This is a genomic window from Streptomyces sp. CBMA152 (assembly GCF_014596475.1).
Taxonomy (GTDB): domain Bacteria; phylum Actinomycetota; class Actinomycetes; order Streptomycetales; family Streptomycetaceae; genus Streptomyces.
The window spans coordinates 160,280-174,991 of sequence record NZ_MECJ01000029.1; the positions used below are offsets into that span (position 1 = coordinate 160,280).

Annotated in this window: 16 protein-coding genes; 8 read left to right on the top strand and 8 right to left on the bottom strand. The window is 70.7% G+C overall.

What is annotated here, in order from left to right; translation table 11 throughout:
* The first annotated feature begins 31 nt into the window (after positions 1 to 31).
* Together BG418_RS27745 and BG418_RS27750 are read left to right on the top strand one after the other, a co-directional pair.
* Complete coding sequence (locus tag BG418_RS27745; protein ID WP_188276733.1) at positions 32 to 889, top strand: hypothetical protein; 858 nt, start codon at positions 32 to 34, stop codon at positions 887 to 889.
* A 111-nt stretch (positions 890 to 1,000) separates the two neighbouring features.
* Positions 1,001 to 1,345 carry a rhodanese-like domain-containing protein gene (locus BG418_RS27750; protein WP_188276734.1) on the top strand — a complete coding sequence of 115 codons (345 nt, stop codon included), beginning with the start codon at positions 1,001 to 1,003 and terminating at the stop codon, positions 1,343 to 1,345.
* A gap of 57 nt (positions 1,346 to 1,402) precedes the next feature.
* Here the strand turns inward: BG418_RS27750 and BG418_RS27755 are convergent, their stop codons facing one another.
* The 6 genes from BG418_RS27755 to paaA all read right to left on the bottom strand — a co-directional run bounded on the left by BG418_RS27755 (position 1,403) and on the right by paaA (position 6,345).
* Entirely contained in the window at positions 1,403 to 2,560 is a 1,158-nt protein-coding gene (locus BG418_RS27755) for an acyl-CoA dehydrogenase family protein (RefSeq protein WP_188277240.1), read from the bottom strand.
* A gap of 185 nt (positions 2,561 to 2,745) precedes the next feature.
* Positions 2,746 to 3,801 (bottom strand): 2Fe-2S iron-sulfur cluster-binding protein, encoded by a 1,056-nt coding sequence (locus BG418_RS27760; RefSeq protein WP_188276735.1) that lies wholly within the window; start codon positions 3,799 to 3,801, stop codon positions 2,746 to 2,748.
* Entirely contained in the window at positions 3,802 to 4,314 is a 513-nt protein-coding gene (gene paaD / locus BG418_RS27765) for a 1,2-phenylacetyl-CoA epoxidase subunit PaaD (protein ID WP_188276736.1), read from the bottom strand.
* Positions 4,308 to 5,060, bottom strand: a complete 753-nt coding sequence (gene paaC / locus BG418_RS27770) for a 1,2-phenylacetyl-CoA epoxidase subunit PaaC (protein ID WP_188276737.1) — start codon at positions 5,058 to 5,060, stop codon at positions 4,308 to 4,310. Before paaC ends, paaD begins: the two co-directional genes overlap by 7 nt.
* Positions 5,057 to 5,347: a 1,2-phenylacetyl-CoA epoxidase subunit PaaB gene (gene paaB / locus BG418_RS27775; protein ID WP_188276738.1), complete on the bottom strand. Its 291-nt coding sequence runs from the start codon at positions 5,345 to 5,347 to the stop codon at positions 5,057 to 5,059. The genes paaC and paaB overlap by 4 nt, the downstream gene beginning before the upstream one ends.
* Positions 5,344 to 6,345, bottom strand: a complete 1,002-nt coding sequence (gene paaA / locus BG418_RS27780) for a 1,2-phenylacetyl-CoA epoxidase subunit PaaA (protein WP_188276739.1) — start codon at positions 6,343 to 6,345, stop codon at positions 5,344 to 5,346. The genes paaB and paaA overlap by 4 nt, the downstream gene beginning before the upstream one ends.
* A gap of 154 nt (positions 6,346 to 6,499) precedes the next feature.
* Between paaA and BG418_RS27785 the strand changes: the two genes are divergently transcribed.
* The 3 genes from BG418_RS27785 to BG418_RS27795 are packed head-to-tail and all read left to right on the top strand — an operon-like array spanning position 6,500 to position 9,347.
* Positions 6,500 to 7,342: a DUF5819 family protein gene (locus BG418_RS27785; protein ID WP_188276740.1), complete on the top strand. Its 843-nt coding sequence runs from the start codon at positions 6,500 to 6,502 to the stop codon at positions 7,340 to 7,342.
* Complete coding sequence (locus BG418_RS27790; RefSeq protein ID WP_399000532.1) at positions 7,339 to 8,652, top strand: HTTM domain-containing protein; 1,314 nt, start codon at positions 7,339 to 7,341, stop codon at positions 8,650 to 8,652. Before BG418_RS27785 ends, BG418_RS27790 begins: the two co-directional genes overlap by 4 nt.
* Positions 8,649 to 9,347 (top strand): TrmH family RNA methyltransferase, encoded by a 699-nt coding sequence (locus BG418_RS27795; protein ID WP_188276741.1) that lies wholly within the window; start codon positions 8,649 to 8,651, stop codon positions 9,345 to 9,347. Before BG418_RS27790 ends, BG418_RS27795 begins: the two co-directional genes overlap by 4 nt.
* A 22-nt stretch (positions 9,348 to 9,369) precedes the next feature.
* Here the strand turns inward: BG418_RS27795 and paaN are convergent, their stop codons facing one another.
* The gene (gene paaN, locus BG418_RS27800) at positions 9,370 to 11,058 is read right to left on the bottom strand and encodes a phenylacetic acid degradation protein PaaN (RefSeq protein WP_188276742.1); all 1,689 of its coding nucleotides are present in this window, start codon (positions 11,056 to 11,058) and stop codon (positions 9,370 to 9,372) included.
* Positions 11,059 to 11,179: 121 nt separating this feature from the next.
* Between paaN and BG418_RS27805 the strand changes: the two genes are divergently transcribed.
* From BG418_RS27805 to BG418_RS27815, 3 genes are read left to right on the top strand one after another with little or no spacing between them, the layout of a single operon-like run.
* On the top strand, positions 11,180 to 12,706 hold the full coding sequence (locus tag BG418_RS27805; RefSeq protein WP_188276743.1) for a 3-hydroxyacyl-CoA dehydrogenase: 1,527 nt from the start codon (positions 11,180 to 11,182) through the stop codon (positions 12,704 to 12,706).
* Positions 12,703 to 13,296 carry a TetR/AcrR family transcriptional regulator gene (locus BG418_RS27810; protein ID WP_188276744.1) on the top strand — a complete coding sequence of 198 codons (594 nt, stop codon included), beginning with the start codon at positions 12,703 to 12,705 and terminating at the stop codon, positions 13,294 to 13,296. Before BG418_RS27805 ends, BG418_RS27810 begins: the two co-directional genes overlap by 4 nt.
* Before the next feature lie 50 nt (positions 13,297 to 13,346).
* A complete protein-coding gene (locus tag BG418_RS27815) occupies positions 13,347 to 14,141 on the top strand; it encodes a S9 family peptidase (protein ID WP_188276745.1) in 795 nt (264 codons plus the stop codon).
* Here BG418_RS27815 and BG418_RS27820 read toward each other — a convergent pair.
* Positions 14,138 to 14,635 carry an Lrp/AsnC family transcriptional regulator gene (locus tag BG418_RS27820; protein WP_188276746.1) on the bottom strand — a complete coding sequence of 166 codons (498 nt, stop codon included), beginning with the start codon at positions 14,633 to 14,635 and terminating at the stop codon, positions 14,138 to 14,140. The two genes, BG418_RS27815 and BG418_RS27820, sit on opposite strands and share 4 nt — an antisense overlap.
* Between the last annotated feature and the right edge of the window lie 77 nt (positions 14,636 to 14,712).

The window sequence follows — 14,712 nt, forward strand, 5'->3', positions numbered from 1 at the left end:
CCCCCACCCCCCGCGCCCGTACGCTGGACCGGTGACGGACGAACCTGCCGAAGAGACGACCGCCCCGACCGCCCCCACCGAGGCCCCGGAGAACACCGAGCCCCCGGAGAACGCGGAGCGGCCCGAAGCCCGGCTGGACAGGGCTGTGCGGGCGGCCGAGCAGGCGTTGATCGAGTTCGAGATCGCCGTGGAGACCTTCCGCGTGGAGGTGGAGAACTTCTCCCGCCTGCACCACCAGAAGCTCGGCCCGATGTACGCCCGGCTCGACGAGCTCGACGCCCAGATCGCCGAGGCCAAGGCCACGCTCACCGGTGACCCCGAGGATCTGCGCAAGGCACGTGAGGCGCGGGCCGCGGTGCTGCCCATGCCCGGCGTCGAGGAACTGTTCCACGACTGGATGGACTCCGACGGGCTCTCGCCCGAAGCCGCCTCGATGCTCACCGATCAGCCGGTGCGGCCGCCGAAGCGGGTGCGGCCCAGCGAGGAGGCGCGCAGGCTCTACCGCGAGCTCGCCCGCAAGGCGCACCCCGACCTCGCGCAGGAGGACGGCGAACGCGCCCGGCGCGACGAGTTCATCGCCCGCGTCAACGCGGCCTACGGCCGGGGCGACGAGGCCCTGCTGCGGGAGCTCTCCGAGGAGTGGGCGGCCGGGCCGGTGCCGGAGGAGGCGCGGCCCAGCGAGAGCGAGGAGCTCTACGCCCGCCTTGAGTGGCTGGCCCAGCGCAAGGAGCTGCTGGCAGTGCTGGCCAGGGAGCTGGAGGAGAGCGCGATCGGCTCGATGCTGCGGATGGCGCCCGACGACCCCGACCGGCTGCTCGACGAGATCGCCGAGCAGCTGCTGGCCGAGGTGGCCGGTCGTGAGGCGGAACTCGCGGAGCTGGTGCAGTAGCGTTCCAGGTGACCAGCCGGTACGAGTGCCCGCCGGTACGAGTGATGAGCCAGCGCGAGTGACCTGCGGGTACGACTGACCTGCCGATACGTACGAGAGAAGGCATGACCCATGAATTTCGCCCAGCTGCCGTCGGTGGATGTCGCCGCTGTGCCGGCCGACGCCCTGGTGCTGGATGTCCGTGAGGACGACGAGTGGGCGGCCGGGCATGTCGAGGGCGCGCTGCATGTGCCGATGAGCGACTTCGTGGCGCGGTTCGGTGAGGTGACCGAGGCGGTCGAGGACGGCCGCCGGGCGTATGTGATGTGCCGGGTCGGCGGGCGTTCGGCGCAGGTCACGCAGTATCTGGTGCAGCAGGGCATCGACGCTGTGAACGTCGACGGCGGCATGCAGGCGTGGAACGGTGCCGGGCGCCCGATGGTCACCGACAACGGAACCCCGGCTTTCGTCCTCTGACGAGCACGTTCCGGCGGGCGCCGGGCGCCGGGCGCCCGTCCGGCCCCTGTGACTCGGCTAGGCGAGCGGGTGCGCCGCCAGCAGGTCACCGAGCGCTTCCTCGTGGGCCGCGGCCGGGCCGAGTGACAGCTCCAGTTGCTTGGCCCAGGCGTGGTACCGGTGCAGGGGATAGTCGGTGTCGGCGCCGAACCCGCCGTGCAGATGCTGAGCGGTCTGCACGACTCTGCGCACCCCGTCGGAGGCCCAGATCTTCGCCACCGATACGTCGCCGCTCGCCGGCAGCGCGCCCCCGGCACCCGTACTGATGCGCCAGGCGGCCTGCCACAGCGTGGCTTCCATCGCACGCAGGTCGATATAACGGTCGGCAGCCTGGACGGCGACCGCCTGGAAAGTGGCGACGGGGAACCCGAACTGCTCGCGTTTTCCGGTGTATTCGCTGGTCATCGTCAGTACGCCCTCCCCCAGGCCGAGTGCCAGCGCGCAGGTGCCGGTGGCGAGCAGATCACGCAGCCACTCCCATGCGCCTTCGGCGTCGATGACCGCGCGCGCCTCGACGCGTACGGAATCGAGGCGGACCTCGGCGAAGCGTTCCCCACTGGTCGAGAACTGCTCGGCGAGGGTGAGCCCTTCGTGTACGCGGGGGATGAGGGCGAGTACGGCGCGGCCCTCACCGGTGTGCGCGGGCACGGCGATACGGTCCGCGCTGTGCGCCCACGGCACGGCGGTCTGCACACCGTCGAGCACCCAGCTGCCGTTCCCGCCACCACCGCTTTCGCCGGTTTCCGGACGGGCGGTGACCCCGAGCTCGGCGGGATCATGGCCGGTGCGGCCGTTGGCGCCGACGGTGAGTACGAACTCGCCCCGGCCGACAGCTGACAGCAGTTCCCGTGCCAACTCGGCGCTCCCGTACCGCTCTACAGCCATCGCGACAGCGCTGGTCTCCAGAAGCGGCACCCGGGCCAGCACCTTCGCGGACTCGCGCAGTACGAGGCAGAGGGCGATCGGATCGAGCCCCGCGCCGCCGTACTCCGGGCCGATGACCAGGCTCAGCAGGTCGGACTCGGCGAGCTTGGCCCATAGTGGCCGGTCGAAGTCCTCGGCCACCGCGCCCTGCGTGAGCGCGGGGCTGGGCACCGTGTCGGGCGCGACGCCGGAGAAGACCGCCCGCGCCGCTTCCACGGCCGCCTGCTGCTCCTCGGTGAAGGTGAAGTCCACAGCCCTGCCCTCCCGCATCCCGCATCCTGCACACACCGGATCTGACGGGTCGTCAAGATAGAACAGGTTCTGGCGGATTGGAATGCGGGGGCCACGGAATGTTGAGGCCGCGGAATGCTGAGCAGAACCTGGGGGGCCTCCCCCTCCCCCCCGGCCCCACCCCGTCCCCCCCAACCCCTCCCCCCTCACCTATCGAAGTCCAACTCCACTTCCTTGGTAGCCGGATGAGACTGGCAGGCCAGCACATAGCCCGCCTCCGTCTCGTCCTCCTCCAGCGCGAAGTTGCGGTCCATCCGCACCTCGCCCGAGACCAGGAACGCCCGGCAGGTCCCGCACACCCCGCCCTTGCAGGCGTACGGGGCGTCCGCGCGGGCGCGCAGCACCGTGTCCAGCAGCTTCTCGCCCTCCTGGACCGGCCAGGTGCCGGAGCGGCCGTGGAGGGTCGCGGTCAGGGTGGCGTGCGCCGGAGCCGATGCCGCGGCCGTGCTCTGCACCGGTGCCTCGTCGACGTGGAAGATCTCCTCGTGGATCCGGCCCCGTGCCACACCCAGTCCGCGCAGGGCCCGCTCTGCCGCCTGGACCAGGCCGAACGGTCCGCACAGGTACCAGCCGTCGACCTCGTCCACGGGGAGCAGCGCGGGCAGCAGCTCGGTGAGCCGTTCCTGGTCGAGCCGTCCGGACGGCAGACCTGACTGCTGCTCTTCCCGGGAGAGGGCGTTGACCAGCTGGAACCGGTCGGGGAAGCGGTCCTTCAGGTCGGCCGTCTCCTCCAGGAACATGGTGGACGCGACGGTGCGGTCGCTGCGTATGAGGCAGAACCGGGCCTGCGGTTCGCGCTCCAGCAGTGTCGTGGCGATCGACAGGACCGGGGTGATGCCGCTGCCGCCGACGACGGCCACGAAGTACCCGGCGCGCGGCTCCAGGATGAAGCGGCCCATCGGCTCCATGACGTCGACGACGTCGCCCACGGCGAGTTCTTTGAAGGCGTACGTGGAGAACTCGCCGCCCTCGACCAGGCGGATACCCACGCGCAGTACGGGCGGAGCCGGGTGCTCCACGGCGGGTGCGCAGATCGAGTACGTGCGGCGGATCTCCTCGCCCTCGACTATGCGGCGCAGGGCGAGGTGCTGGCCCGGACGGTGGCGGTAGGCCTCGCGCAGCTCCGGCGGCACGTCGAAGGTGACGGTCACCGAGTCGTCCGTGAGCCGTTCGACCTCGCTCACCCGGAGTGGATGGAACATCTACAACTCCTTGAAGTGGTCGAACGGTTCGCGGCAGCTCACGCAGCGGCGCAGTGCCTTGCACGCGGTGGAGGAGAACCGGCTCAGCTGTTCGGTGTCGGTGGAGCCGCAGTTCGGGCAGCGCACGCTCAGGGTGAGCGCGACCGGCCCTTCGGCCGTGTGGGGCCGGGGCGGCGCTATTCCGAACTCCGCGAGCTTGCGGCGGCCTTCGGCGCTGATGTCGTCCGTCGACCAGGCGGGGGACAGAACGCGGACGACGGAGACGTCCGGTATCCCGTTCTCGTGCAGGACCTGCTCGATGTCGCTGGACATCGCTTCGATGGCCGGGCAGCCGGTGTAGGTGGGGGTCAGCTGGACGGTGACCTTGCCGGGCCCTTCCAGGTGTACGCCGCGCAGTACGCCCAGTTCCGCCAGGGTGAGCACGGGCAGTTCCGGGTCGGGGACCGAGCCGGCGAGCCGGGCCAGTTCCTGTTCCAGCGGTGTCATTTCAGCCGTGGCCGTGCCGGTCACCATGTCGCCCCCGGGTGGCTGCGGTGCAGGTGCTGCATTTCGGCGAGCATCCGCCCGAACGGCTCGGTGTGCAGGCCCTGGCGGCCGGCTCCGGCGGCCCAGGCACCGCTCCTCGGCCCTTCGGGGACGGTCAGTGTGGCCCGCTGGAGCACCGCGGTGACGGAGGCGAGCCAGGTCGCTTCGGTCTCCCGCCAGTCGATGTCGACGCCGTCGAGCGGCTGGAACATCTCGCCGGTGAACCGCCACAGCGCTTCGCACGCCTGCTGCATCCGCTGGTGGCTCTCGTCGGTGCCGTCGCCCAGGCGCAGGGTCCACTGTTCGGCGTGGTCCTGGTGGTAGGCGACTTCCTTGACCGCCTTCGCGGCGAGCCCGGCGAGCTCGCTGTCGCCTGCGGCCAGCTGTCCGTAGAGCAGCTTCTGATACGTCGAGAAGTAGAGCTGGCGGGCGATGGTGTGCGCGAAGTCGCCGTTCGGCTGCTCGACCAGCTGGAGGTTGCGAAACGCCCGCTCCTCGCGCAGATACGCCAGCTCGTCCTCGTCGCCCACCAGGGAGAGGAGCACCCGGGCCTGCCCGAGCAGGTCGAGCGCGATGTTCGCCAGCGCGACCTCCTCTTCGAGGACGGGGGCGTGTCCGGCCCACTCCCCCAGCCGGTGCGAGAGCACCAGGGCGTCGTCGCCGAGCGGCAGCGCGGCGGGGTGCGCGGTGGTGGCCGTCGGCGCCGTGTTCGTGGCCTTCGCCGAGGTCGTCACAGGTGCTTCACCCCTTCCGGGATCTCGTAGAACGTCGGGTGGCGGTAGGGCTTGTCACCGGCCGGCTCGAAGAAGGAGTCCTTCTCGTCGGGGGAGGAGGCGGTGACCGCGGTGGACGGCACCACCCAGATCGAGACGCCCTCGGACCGGCGGGTGTAGAGATCGCGCGCGTTGCGCAGGGCCATCTGGGCGTCGGGGGCGTGCAGGCTTCCGGCGTGGGTGTGGGACAGCCCGCGGCGCGAGCGCACGAACACCTCCCACAGCGGCCAGTCGTGTGTACTGCTCATGCCGTTGCCTCCCCGTTGCTGTGCTTCGTTGCGTACGCGGCTGCCGCGTCCCTGACCCAGGCGCCTTCTTCGTGGGCGCGGCGGCGCTGGGTGAGTCGCTGCTCGTTGCAGGGGCCGTTGCCCTTGAGGACGTCCCAGAACTCGGTCCAGTCGATCGTCCCGAAGTCGTGGTGTCCCCGCTCCTCGTTCCACCGCAGGTCGGGGTCGGGGAGGGTGAGGCCCAGTGCCTCGGCCTGGGGGACGCAGATGTCGACGAAGCGCTGGCGCAGCTCGTCGTTGGAGTGCCGCTTGATCTTCCAGGCCATGGACTGCACGGAGTGCGACGACTCGTCGTCCGGCGGGCCGAACATCATCAGCGACGGCCACCACCAGCGGTCCACCGCGTCCTGCGCCATGGCGTGCTGTTCCCCGGTGCCCTGGGAGAGGGCGAGGAGCAGTTCGTAGCCCTGGCGCTGGTGGAAGGACTCCTCCTTGCAGACGCGGACCATCGCCCGTGCGTACGGCCCGTAGGAGCAGCGGCAGAGCGGGACCTGGTTGGTGATCGCGGCGCCGTCCACCAGCCAGCCGATGGCACCGACGTCCGCCCAGGTCAGGGTGGGGTAGTTGAAGATCGACGAGTATTTCTGGCGGCCCGAATGGAGCTTGTCGAGCAGCTCGTCGCGGCTCACGCCGAGCGTTTCGGCCGCGCTGTACAGGTACAGCCCGTGGCCCGCCTCGTCCTGCACCTTGGCCATGAGGATCGCCTTGCGGCGCAGCGAGGGCGCGCGGGTGATCCAGTTGGACTCGGGCTGCATGCCGATGATCTCGGAGTGGGCGTGCTGCGCTATCTGGCGGACCAGCGAGGCCCGGTAGGCGTCGGGCATCCAGTCGCGCGGCTCGATGCGCTCGTCGGCGGCCACGGCCGCGTCGAACGCCGCCGCGTACACCGCCGTGTCCTTGTCGTCCGCCGTCTGTGAGCCGTGCGTGTTCGTGCCGGTCTCCGCGGTCACTGCCGTCATCCGAGCCCCCTGCCGAGCTGTCGATTGCGGGCGGTCCGCCGGGCCACTCGCTCCCGACCGATCGTTCGGTTCATTGACTTCAATGGTGAGTCGACGGCCCGTAGGGTGTCAACCCTGTGGATAACCCAGTGGAGCCGACCGGGATCGGGGCGGGATGGATTCGTACGACGAGAAGGACGTGTCGGGCCAGGAGGGGCAGCCCCGCCCACCGGAGCCCGCTGCCGAAAACGCCGGGTCAGCCGTCGGCGCCGAGGCCGCCGAACCCCGTCTGAGCAGCGAAAACGTGACGCCGTCCGATGTTCCGGAGATCACCGAGCCCGGCGTCCCCGGCCGTGGCATCGCCGCGCTGTCCCTCCCGTACCAGATCGTGGGCGCTCTCGCGCTCGCTCTCGTCGCGGTTGTCGCGGTCGTCCACATCGCGATGGTGTTTCTGCATGTCGCGCCGTCCAATACGGTCACGAAGCAGCACGGCAAGGTCGTCGACGACTGGATCTATCCCGAGTTCGAGCAGAACTGGAAGCTTTTCGCGCCCAACCCGCTCCAGCAGAACATCGCGGTCCAGGCGCGGGCCGAGATCATGATGCCGGACGGGACGCGCAAGACGACCGGGTGGATCGATCTGTCGGCGATGGACGGCTCCGGCATCCGCAGCAACCCGCTCCCGAGCCACACCCAGCAGAACGAACTGCGCCGGGGCTGGGAGTTCTTCGTGACCTCCCACACCGACGACAACAAGCCCAACGGCCTGCGCGGCGAGCTCTCCGAGCGCTACATCCACCGGATCGTGATGCTCCGCCTCGGCGCGCACCGTGACGGCGGCACCGTCGACCGTGTACAGGTCAGGTCCGTGACGACGTCCGTGAAGGCTCCGCGGTGGAGCGACGAGAAGATCGACACCCGGCCGTACTACCGGGTCGTCCCCTGGTGGACCGTGACCCCCGCCGATCTCCCGGCCGGCGCCGGGGCCGGCGACGCACGGACGGAAGCCAGCCGATGAGTGAGCCGAAGAGCGACTCGATGAGTGAGCCGATGAGCACTCCAGCGCCCCGTGCGCCCCATCCGTCCCCCGCGCCGCAGGCTCCACAGTCGCCGCATGCGTCCCCTACGTCACCGCAGCTTCTCCCCGTCCCCGAGAGCAAGGCCGCCCTCGCCCTGCGGCGGGTCACCGGCGCCGCTCTGGGCCCGTATCAGAGCGCGGTCGTGCGGATCGGGTTCTCCGCGACCTGGCTGCTGTTCCTGCTGCGCGAGCTGCCGCACCGCCGTGAGCTGTACGGTCCCGACGGGCCGTGGAGCTGGGACATGGCCCAGAAGCTCGTCTCCGGCAACCACGCCTTCACGGCGCTGCTGTGGACCGACAGCACGGTCTGGTTCGAGATCGTGTACGCCGTCGCCGTGGTGTCCAGCGCGCTGATGATGCTTGGCTGGCGCACCCGCACCATGTCCGTGCTGTTCATGGTGGGCGTGCTGTCGCTGCAGAATCGGTCCGTCTTCATGGGGGACGGCGGCGACAACGTCATCCACCTCATGGCGATCTATCTGGTCCTGACGCGCTGCGCGCAGGTCTGGTCGCTGGACGCCCGGCGCCTGCGCCGCGCCGCCGCCCGCCGTGCCGAGACCGGCGAGAGCGTGCCGGACCGGGTGGGGCCGGTGCTGTGGGTGGTGCTCGGGGTGGCGCTCGCCGCGGTCACTCTCCTTGCCGACGCGGGCTGGGGCTGGCTGCTGATCTTCTGGGGTCTGTGGACGGCCCAGGCGCTGTGGTGGGCGGCGAACCGGTACACCCAAGGTGAGCCGCGCGCCCTCCTGGACGTCGTCGCGAACCTCGCGCACAACGCCACCATGGTGGTGATCATGGCGGAGGTCTGCCTGATCTACGCGACCGCCGGCTGGTACAAGATCCAGGGTTCGCGCTGGCAGGACGGCACCGCGCTCTACTACCCGCTGCACCTGGACTACTTCTCGCCGTGGCCCGCGCTGTCCGACGTGCTCGGCGGCAGCGGACTGATCGTCATGCTGCTCACCTACGGAACGGTCGCCGTCCAGGTGGCGTTCCCGTTCACGCTCTTCAACCGGCGGGTCAAGAACGTCCTGCTGGTGGCGATGATGATGGAGCACGCGGGGATCGCCCTGCTGCTCGGGCTGCCGTTCTTCTCGCTGGCGATGATCGCGGCGGACGCGGTCTTCCTGCCGACCGGTTTCCTGCGCTGGCTCGGCGGCCGTGTCGCCCGGCTGCGCGAGAGGCTGCCTGCCCGAGCGGCTCAGCAGGGGCGTACGGAGGAGGAGCCGCGGCCCCGTACGCTCGTGGCGTGAGCAGCGAGAACAGCCCCAGCCCTTCCCCCTCGGACCAGGCCCGTGCGGACGAGCCCGCTCAGTACGACGACGGGTTCGCGCCCGAGGTCGGCGTCGGGCCGCATCCGCTGCCCTGGCCGGAGGGGGAGCGCTACGACCCGGAGCTGCTCGCGCACGGCGACCGGCGCAATGTCGTCGACGCCTACCGGTACTGGACGCGCGAGGCGATCGTCGCGGACCTGGACACTCGGCGGCACGACTTCCATGTCGCCGTGGAGAACTGGGGCCACGACTTCAACATCGGCTCCGTCGTACGGACCGCCAACGCCTTCCTGGCGAAGGAGATCCACATCGTGGGGCGTCGTCGCTGGAACCGGCGCGGCGCCATGGTCACCGACCGCTACCAGCATGTGCGCCACCACCCCGACACCGAGTCGCTGACGAAGTGGGCGGCGGAGCAGGGGCTGCCGATCATCGGGATCGACAACCTGCCCGGCGCCGTGCCCCTGGAACGGACCGAGCTGCCCCGGCGGTGTGTGCTGCTGTTCGGGCAGGAGGGGCCGGGCCTGACCGAGCAGGCACGCGAGCACGCGTCCGCGGTGTGCTCGATCGCCCAGTTCGGCTCGACCCGGTCGATCAACGCGGGCGCGGCCGCGGCGATCGCCATGCACGCGTGGATCCAGCGCTACGCCGAGATCCCGGGCCCGACCGGCTGAGAGAGCCGGGCCCGGGCCCGCCTCACGCCTGCCTGCGGACTTCCACCACGCGGAAGCGGTTGGCCACGAACGCCGCGTCGCACAGTGCCGCGTTCGCCGCCGGGTTGCCGCCCGAGCCGTGGAAGTCGGAGAACGCCGCCGTCTGGTTGACGTAGACCCCGCCCGTCAGGTTCAGGGAGAGCTGGGCGGACTCCTCCAGGCAGACCTCCTCGACCGCCCGCTCCACCTCCCGCGACGTGGTGTACGCGCCGACCGTCATCGCGCCCTTGTCGCGCACCGTGCGCCGCAGCAGCTCCAGCGCGTCGGCCGTGGAGTCGACCGCCACCGCGAAGGAGACCGGTCCGAAGCACTCGGACAGGTAGGCGGCGTCCGTGTCGGGCCCCTCCCACTGCTTGCGTGCGCCGTCCTGCTTGACGATGACGGGCGTACGCACCACCGCGTCCGGGAAGTCCGGGTTGCTGATCTCCCGGGAGGCCAGGGCGACTTCGCCGAGGCCGGGGGCCGCGTCCAGGCGCTGCTTCACATCGGGGTTGACCAGCGCGCCGAGCAGCGCGTTGGCGCGCGCGTCGTCGCCGAGCAGCCCGCCCACGGAGGCGGCGAGGTCGGCCACCACCTCGTCGTAGGACTTGTCACCCGTGTCCGTGGTGATCCCGTCGCGCGGGATCAGCAGGTTCTGCGGGGTGGTGCACATCTGGCCGCTGTACAGGGACAGGGAGAAGGCCAGGTTGGAGAGCATGCCCTTGTAGTCGTCGGTCGAGTCGACGACGACCGTGTTGACGCCCGCCTTCTCGGTGTAGACCTGCGCCTGGCGGGCGTTGGCCTCCAGCCAGTCGCCGAACGCCGTGGAGCCCGTGTAGTCGATGATCTTGATCTCGGGGCGGACGGCCAGGGTCTTGGCGATGCCCTCGCCCGGGCGCTCAGCGGCCAGCGCGACCAGGTTCGGGTCGAAGCCCGCTTCCGCGAGGACGGTGCGGGCGATCTTGACGGTGAGTGCGAGCGGGAGCACCGCGCGCGGGTGGGGCTTGACCAGGACCGCGTTGCCGGTGGCCAGGGAGGCGAACAGGCCCGGGTAGCCGTTCCACGTCGGGAAGGTGTTGCAGCCGATCATCAGCGCGATGCCGCGCGCGGCCGGGACGAACGTCTTGCTCAGCTCCAGCGGGTCCCGCTTGCCCTGCGGCTTGGACCAGGGGGCCGCGCCCGACGGGGTGCGGGTCTGCTCCTGGTACGCGTACGCCACCGCCTCCAGGCCGCGGTCCTGCGCGTGCGGTCCGCCCGCCTGGAAGGCCATCATGAAGGCCTGCCCGCTGGTGTGCATGACCGTGTGCGCGAGCTCGGGCGTGCGGGCGCCGATGCGGGCCAGGATCTCCACACAGACCAGGGCCCGCGTCTCGGGACCGGCGTCGCGCCAGGCGCCCATGCCGGCCTTCATCGCGGGCAGCAGCACGTCCAGGTCCGGGTGCGGATACGTGATGCCCAACTCGATGCCGTACGGGGAGACTTCGGCGCCCGTCCAGTCGTCGGTGCCGGGCTGGTCCAGGTCGAACCGGGTGCCCAGCAGCGCGTCGAAAGCGGCCTTGCCGTCGTTCTCGTACGCCTTGGGGTGCTCGGGGTGCGGTGACCAGTACGCACGCGTGCGGATCGCTTCGAGCGCCTGGTCGAGCGTGGTCCGGTGGGTCTCGGTGAGCTGCTGGGGGCTGAGCTGGGCGGCCATACGGACCAACTCCTCTTCGAGCTGGGCAGGGACGGGCGGACAGAGTTAGAGTAACCGAACGATCGGTCGGGACAAGGGGGTCCGTCGAACCTGTGGATAACTCATCGGGGAGGATCGCGTCATGACCGCCATCGAAGAGAGCCGGGCCATCGGGCCGAACAGGGCCGTCGCCGTCGTCGGCACCGGGACCATGGGGCAGGGCATCGCGCAGGTCGCGCTGGTGGCAGGCCACCCGGTGCGGCTGTACGACGCAGTCCCGGGCCGGGCGCAGGAGGCCGCCGACGCCATCGCCGCCCGGCTCGACCGGCTCGTCGAGAAAGGCCGGATCGCATCGGCCGACCGCGACGCCGCCGTGGGCCGGCTGCACCCGGCCGGCGCGCTGAGCGAGCTCGCGGACGCCGCACTGGTCGTCGAGGCGGTGCTGGAGCAACTGCCCATCAAGCAGGAGCTGTTCGCGGCGCTGGAGGACATCGTCGCCGAGGACTGCCTGCTCGCCACCAACACCTCGTCCCTGTCGGTGACGGCCGTCGCGGGAGCCCTGCGCCACCCGGGCCGGTTCGTCGGGCTGCACTTCTTCAACCCGGCGCCGCTGCTCCCCCTCGTCGAGGTGGTCAGCGGCTTCGCCACGGACGAGGCGGCCGCCACGGGCGCGTACGAGACGGCGAAGGCGTGGGGCAAGACGCCGGTGCGCTGCGCCGATACCCCCGGATTCCTGGTCAACCGCATCGCCCGGCCCTTCTACGCCGAGGCCTTCGCGGTCTACGAGGAGCGCGGCGCGGACCCGGCCACCATCGACGCCGTGCTGCGCGAGAGCGGCGGCTTCGCGATGGGGCCCTTCGAGCTGACCGACCTGATCGGCCAGGACGTCAACGAGGCGGTCACCCGCTCCGTGTGGGAGTCCTTCTTCCACAGCCCCAAGTTCACCCCGTCACTGGCCCAGCGCCGACTTGTCGAGTCGGGGCTGCACGGCCGCAAGAGCGGGCGCGGCTGGTACGCGTACGGGGAGGGCGCCGTACGGCCCGAGCCGCACACCGCCGAGCCCGCCGAGGCCCCCGCGGCCGTGACCGTCGTCGGCGACCTCGGTCCCGCCGCCGAGCTCGTCGCCATGATGCGCGAAGCCGGTATCGACGTGAAGACGGTCGAGTCGGGCGGCCCCTACATCGCCTTGCCGGGCGACGGCCAGCTCGTCCCGGCGGATGGGCGCACCTCAGTGGAGTACGCGGACGTCGTCTACTTCGACCTCGCCCTCGACTACCGGGGCGCCACCCGTATCGCGCTCTCCGCCAGCGAGGACACCTCCACGCGCGCGGTGGCCGAAGCCGTGGGGCTCTTCCAGAAGCTGGGCAAGAAGGTCAGCGTCATCGGCGACGTACCGGGCATGATCGTCGCCCGTACGGTCGCGATGCTCGCGGACCTCGCGGCCGACGCGGTCGCCCGGGGCGTCGCCTCGGCCGAGGACGTCGACACCGCGATGCGCCTCGGCGTCAACTACCCGCTGGGGCCCGTCGAGTGGAACCGCAGGCTCGGCCGGGACTGGGCGTACGACCTGCTCTGTGCCCTGCACCAGCGCTGCCCCGGAGGGCGCTATGCCCCCTCGCTCGCGCTCTACCGGCAGTCGTACAGCAACGGCGAGGAGACCGCCTCATGACCACCGCCAAGCGGGACACGTACACCCCGGAGACGCTGCTCACGGTCGCCGTGCGGGTCTTCAACGAGCGCGGCTACGACGGCACCTCGATGGAGCACCTGTCCAAGGCGGCGGGGATCTCCAAGTCGTCGATCTACCACCATGTCTCCGGCAAGGAGGAGCTGCTGCGGCGGGCCGTCAGTCGGGCCATCGACGGCCTGTTCGCCGTTCTCGACGAGCCGGGGGCCACGCGCGGGCGCGCGATCGAGCGGGTCGAGTACGTCACCCGCCGTACGGTCGAGGTGCTGATGGCGGAGGTTCCGTACGTCACGCTGCTGCTGCGTGTACGCGGCAACACCAAGACCGAGCGCTGGGCGATGGAGCGCCGCCGGGAGTTCGACCAGCGGGTCTCCGACCTGCTCAAGGCCGCCGCCGCGGACGGGGACCTCCGCTCCGACATGGACATACGCCTGGCCACCCGGCTGCTGTTCGGCATGGTGAACTCGCTGGTGGAGTGGTACCGGCCGCAGCGCGACGGCGAGGCGGACCGCGCCCAGGTCACCGAGGCCATCGTCCACATGGCCTTCGACGGGCTGCGCAACCGTCCCTGACGTGCGCGGACCGTTGACTGTCCGGTAGATCCAGATCACCATCCACGGTCATGAATGCCGTGGACGGCCGTGCTGCCGCTGTCTCCCTCTGCACCGTGACGCTGCTCATGGGGCTGACGGTGTCCGGCTGCTCCGGGGGCGGCGACAAGCACACGGCCCCGAACAAGACGGTGAACGGGCAGGCGACCGTGTCCCCGCAAGCGGCCCCTTCTCTTAAGAAGGGCGACGACTTCGGCTGTCTGACACCCGAGCAGGCGAAGTCGGGCTCGGTCGTCTTCAAGGCCACGGACGGGGCCGCGACGGCCGGATTCTTCACGGGGCACGGCAACACGGGGATCGTGCTCGCGCACCAGGCCGACGGCAACGTCTGCCAGTGGAAGGACAAGGCCGTCGAGCTGGGCAGGGCGGGCTTCCAGGTGCTCGCCGTGAACTCCACCGGGGACGACGTCGCCGAGGTCAAGGGGGCGGCCGCCTATCTGCGCGCCAAGGGCGCCTGGAAGCTGCTCCTGATGGGCGCCTCCAAGGGCGGCACCGCCGTGGTCCAGGCGGCCACCGTGCTGGAGCCGAGGCCCGACGCGGTCGTCTCGCTCTCCGGACCCACCGCGTACGGAGCCGACGACGCGCTGGCGGCCGCTCCCAAGCTCACCTCGCCCGTGCTCTACATGGCGGGCGCGGACGACAGCCCGTTCGGTGACGCGGCGGTGCAGCTCAGCAAGGCGAGCACCAAGGCGCCGGAGAACAAGCTCTACGAGCTCAAGGGCGTTGCCGACCACGGGGTTTCGCTGCTCGACGACGCCAAGAACTGGGCGACGGTGCTCGCCTTCCTCAAGAAGCACTGCACCTAGGGCGCGCCGGGGCCGGGGTCCAGGTCGGTCTCCTCGAAGACCAGCAACGTACGCGTGGACAGGACCTCGGGGATCGACTGGAGCTTGGTCAGCACCAGTTCGCGCAGCGCCCGGTTGTCCGGCGAGTGCACCAGGAGCAGTACGTCGAAGTCGCCGCTGACCAGGGCGATATGGGCGGCGCCCGGCAGTGCCTGGAGCTGTTCGCGCACCGTGCGCCAGGAGTTCTGCACGATCTTGAGCGTGATGTACGCGGACGCTCCCTGCCCCGCCCTCTCGTGGTCCACGCGCGCGGTGAAGCCGCGGATCACCCCGTCGTCGAGGAGCCGGTTGATCCGGGCGTAGGCGTTGGCGCGCGAGACGTGCACCCGCTCGGCCACGGAGCGTATCGACGCGCGACCGTCCGTCTGCAGCATGCGCAGGATGTCGCGGTCCACGGCGTCCAGCGGCCGTGCGCCCGCGTTCTGGCCCTCGTCGGCCATTTGTTCAGCTGCCATGTCCCCCCGCCTCCCTAGCATGGACGACCTGTCTCTATCCCAGGCTGTGCAGAACCGTTTGTCCACAGGCTCGCGGT

Bases quoted from the DNA above. Each gene is read 5' to 3' on its own strand.
- BG418_RS27750 (WP_188276734.1), top strand. From the start codon at position 1,001: ATGAATTTCGCCCAGCTGCCGTCGGTGGATGTCGCCGCTGTGCCGGCC.
- BG418_RS27760 (WP_188276735.1), bottom strand. From the start codon at position 3,801: ATGTTCCATCCACTCCGGGTGAGCGAGGTCGAACGGCTCACGGACGAC.
- paaD (WP_188276736.1), bottom strand. From the start codon at position 4,314: ATGGTGACCGGCACGGCCACGGCTGAAATGACACCGCTGGAACAGGAA.
- paaB (WP_188276738.1), bottom strand. From the start codon at position 5,347: ATGAGCAGTACACACGACTGGCCGCTGTGGGAGGTGTTCGTGCGCTCG.
- paaA (WP_188276739.1), bottom strand. From the start codon at position 6,345: ATGACGGCAGTGACCGCGGAGACCGGCACGAACACGCACGGCTCACAG.
- BG418_RS27785 (WP_188276740.1), top strand. From the start codon at position 6,500: ATGGATTCGTACGACGAGAAGGACGTGTCGGGCCAGGAGGGGCAGCCC.
- BG418_RS27790 (WP_399000532.1), top strand. From the start codon at position 7,339: ATGAGTGAGCCGAAGAGCGACTCGATGAGTGAGCCGATGAGCACTCCA.
- paaN (WP_188276742.1), bottom strand. From the start codon at position 11,058: ATGGCCGCCCAGCTCAGCCCCCAGCAGCTCACCGAGACCCACCGGACC.
- BG418_RS27805 (WP_188276743.1), top strand. From the start codon at position 11,180: ATGACCGCCATCGAAGAGAGCCGGGCCATCGGGCCGAACAGGGCCGTC.
- BG418_RS27810 (WP_188276744.1), top strand. From the start codon at position 12,703: ATGACCACCGCCAAGCGGGACACGTACACCCCGGAGACGCTGCTCACG.
- BG418_RS27815 (WP_188276745.1), top strand. From the start codon at position 13,347: ATGAATGCCGTGGACGGCCGTGCTGCCGCTGTCTCCCTCTGCACCGTG.
- BG418_RS27820 (WP_188276746.1), bottom strand. From the start codon at position 14,635: ATGGCAGCTGAACAAATGGCCGACGAGGGCCAGAACGCGGGCGCACGG.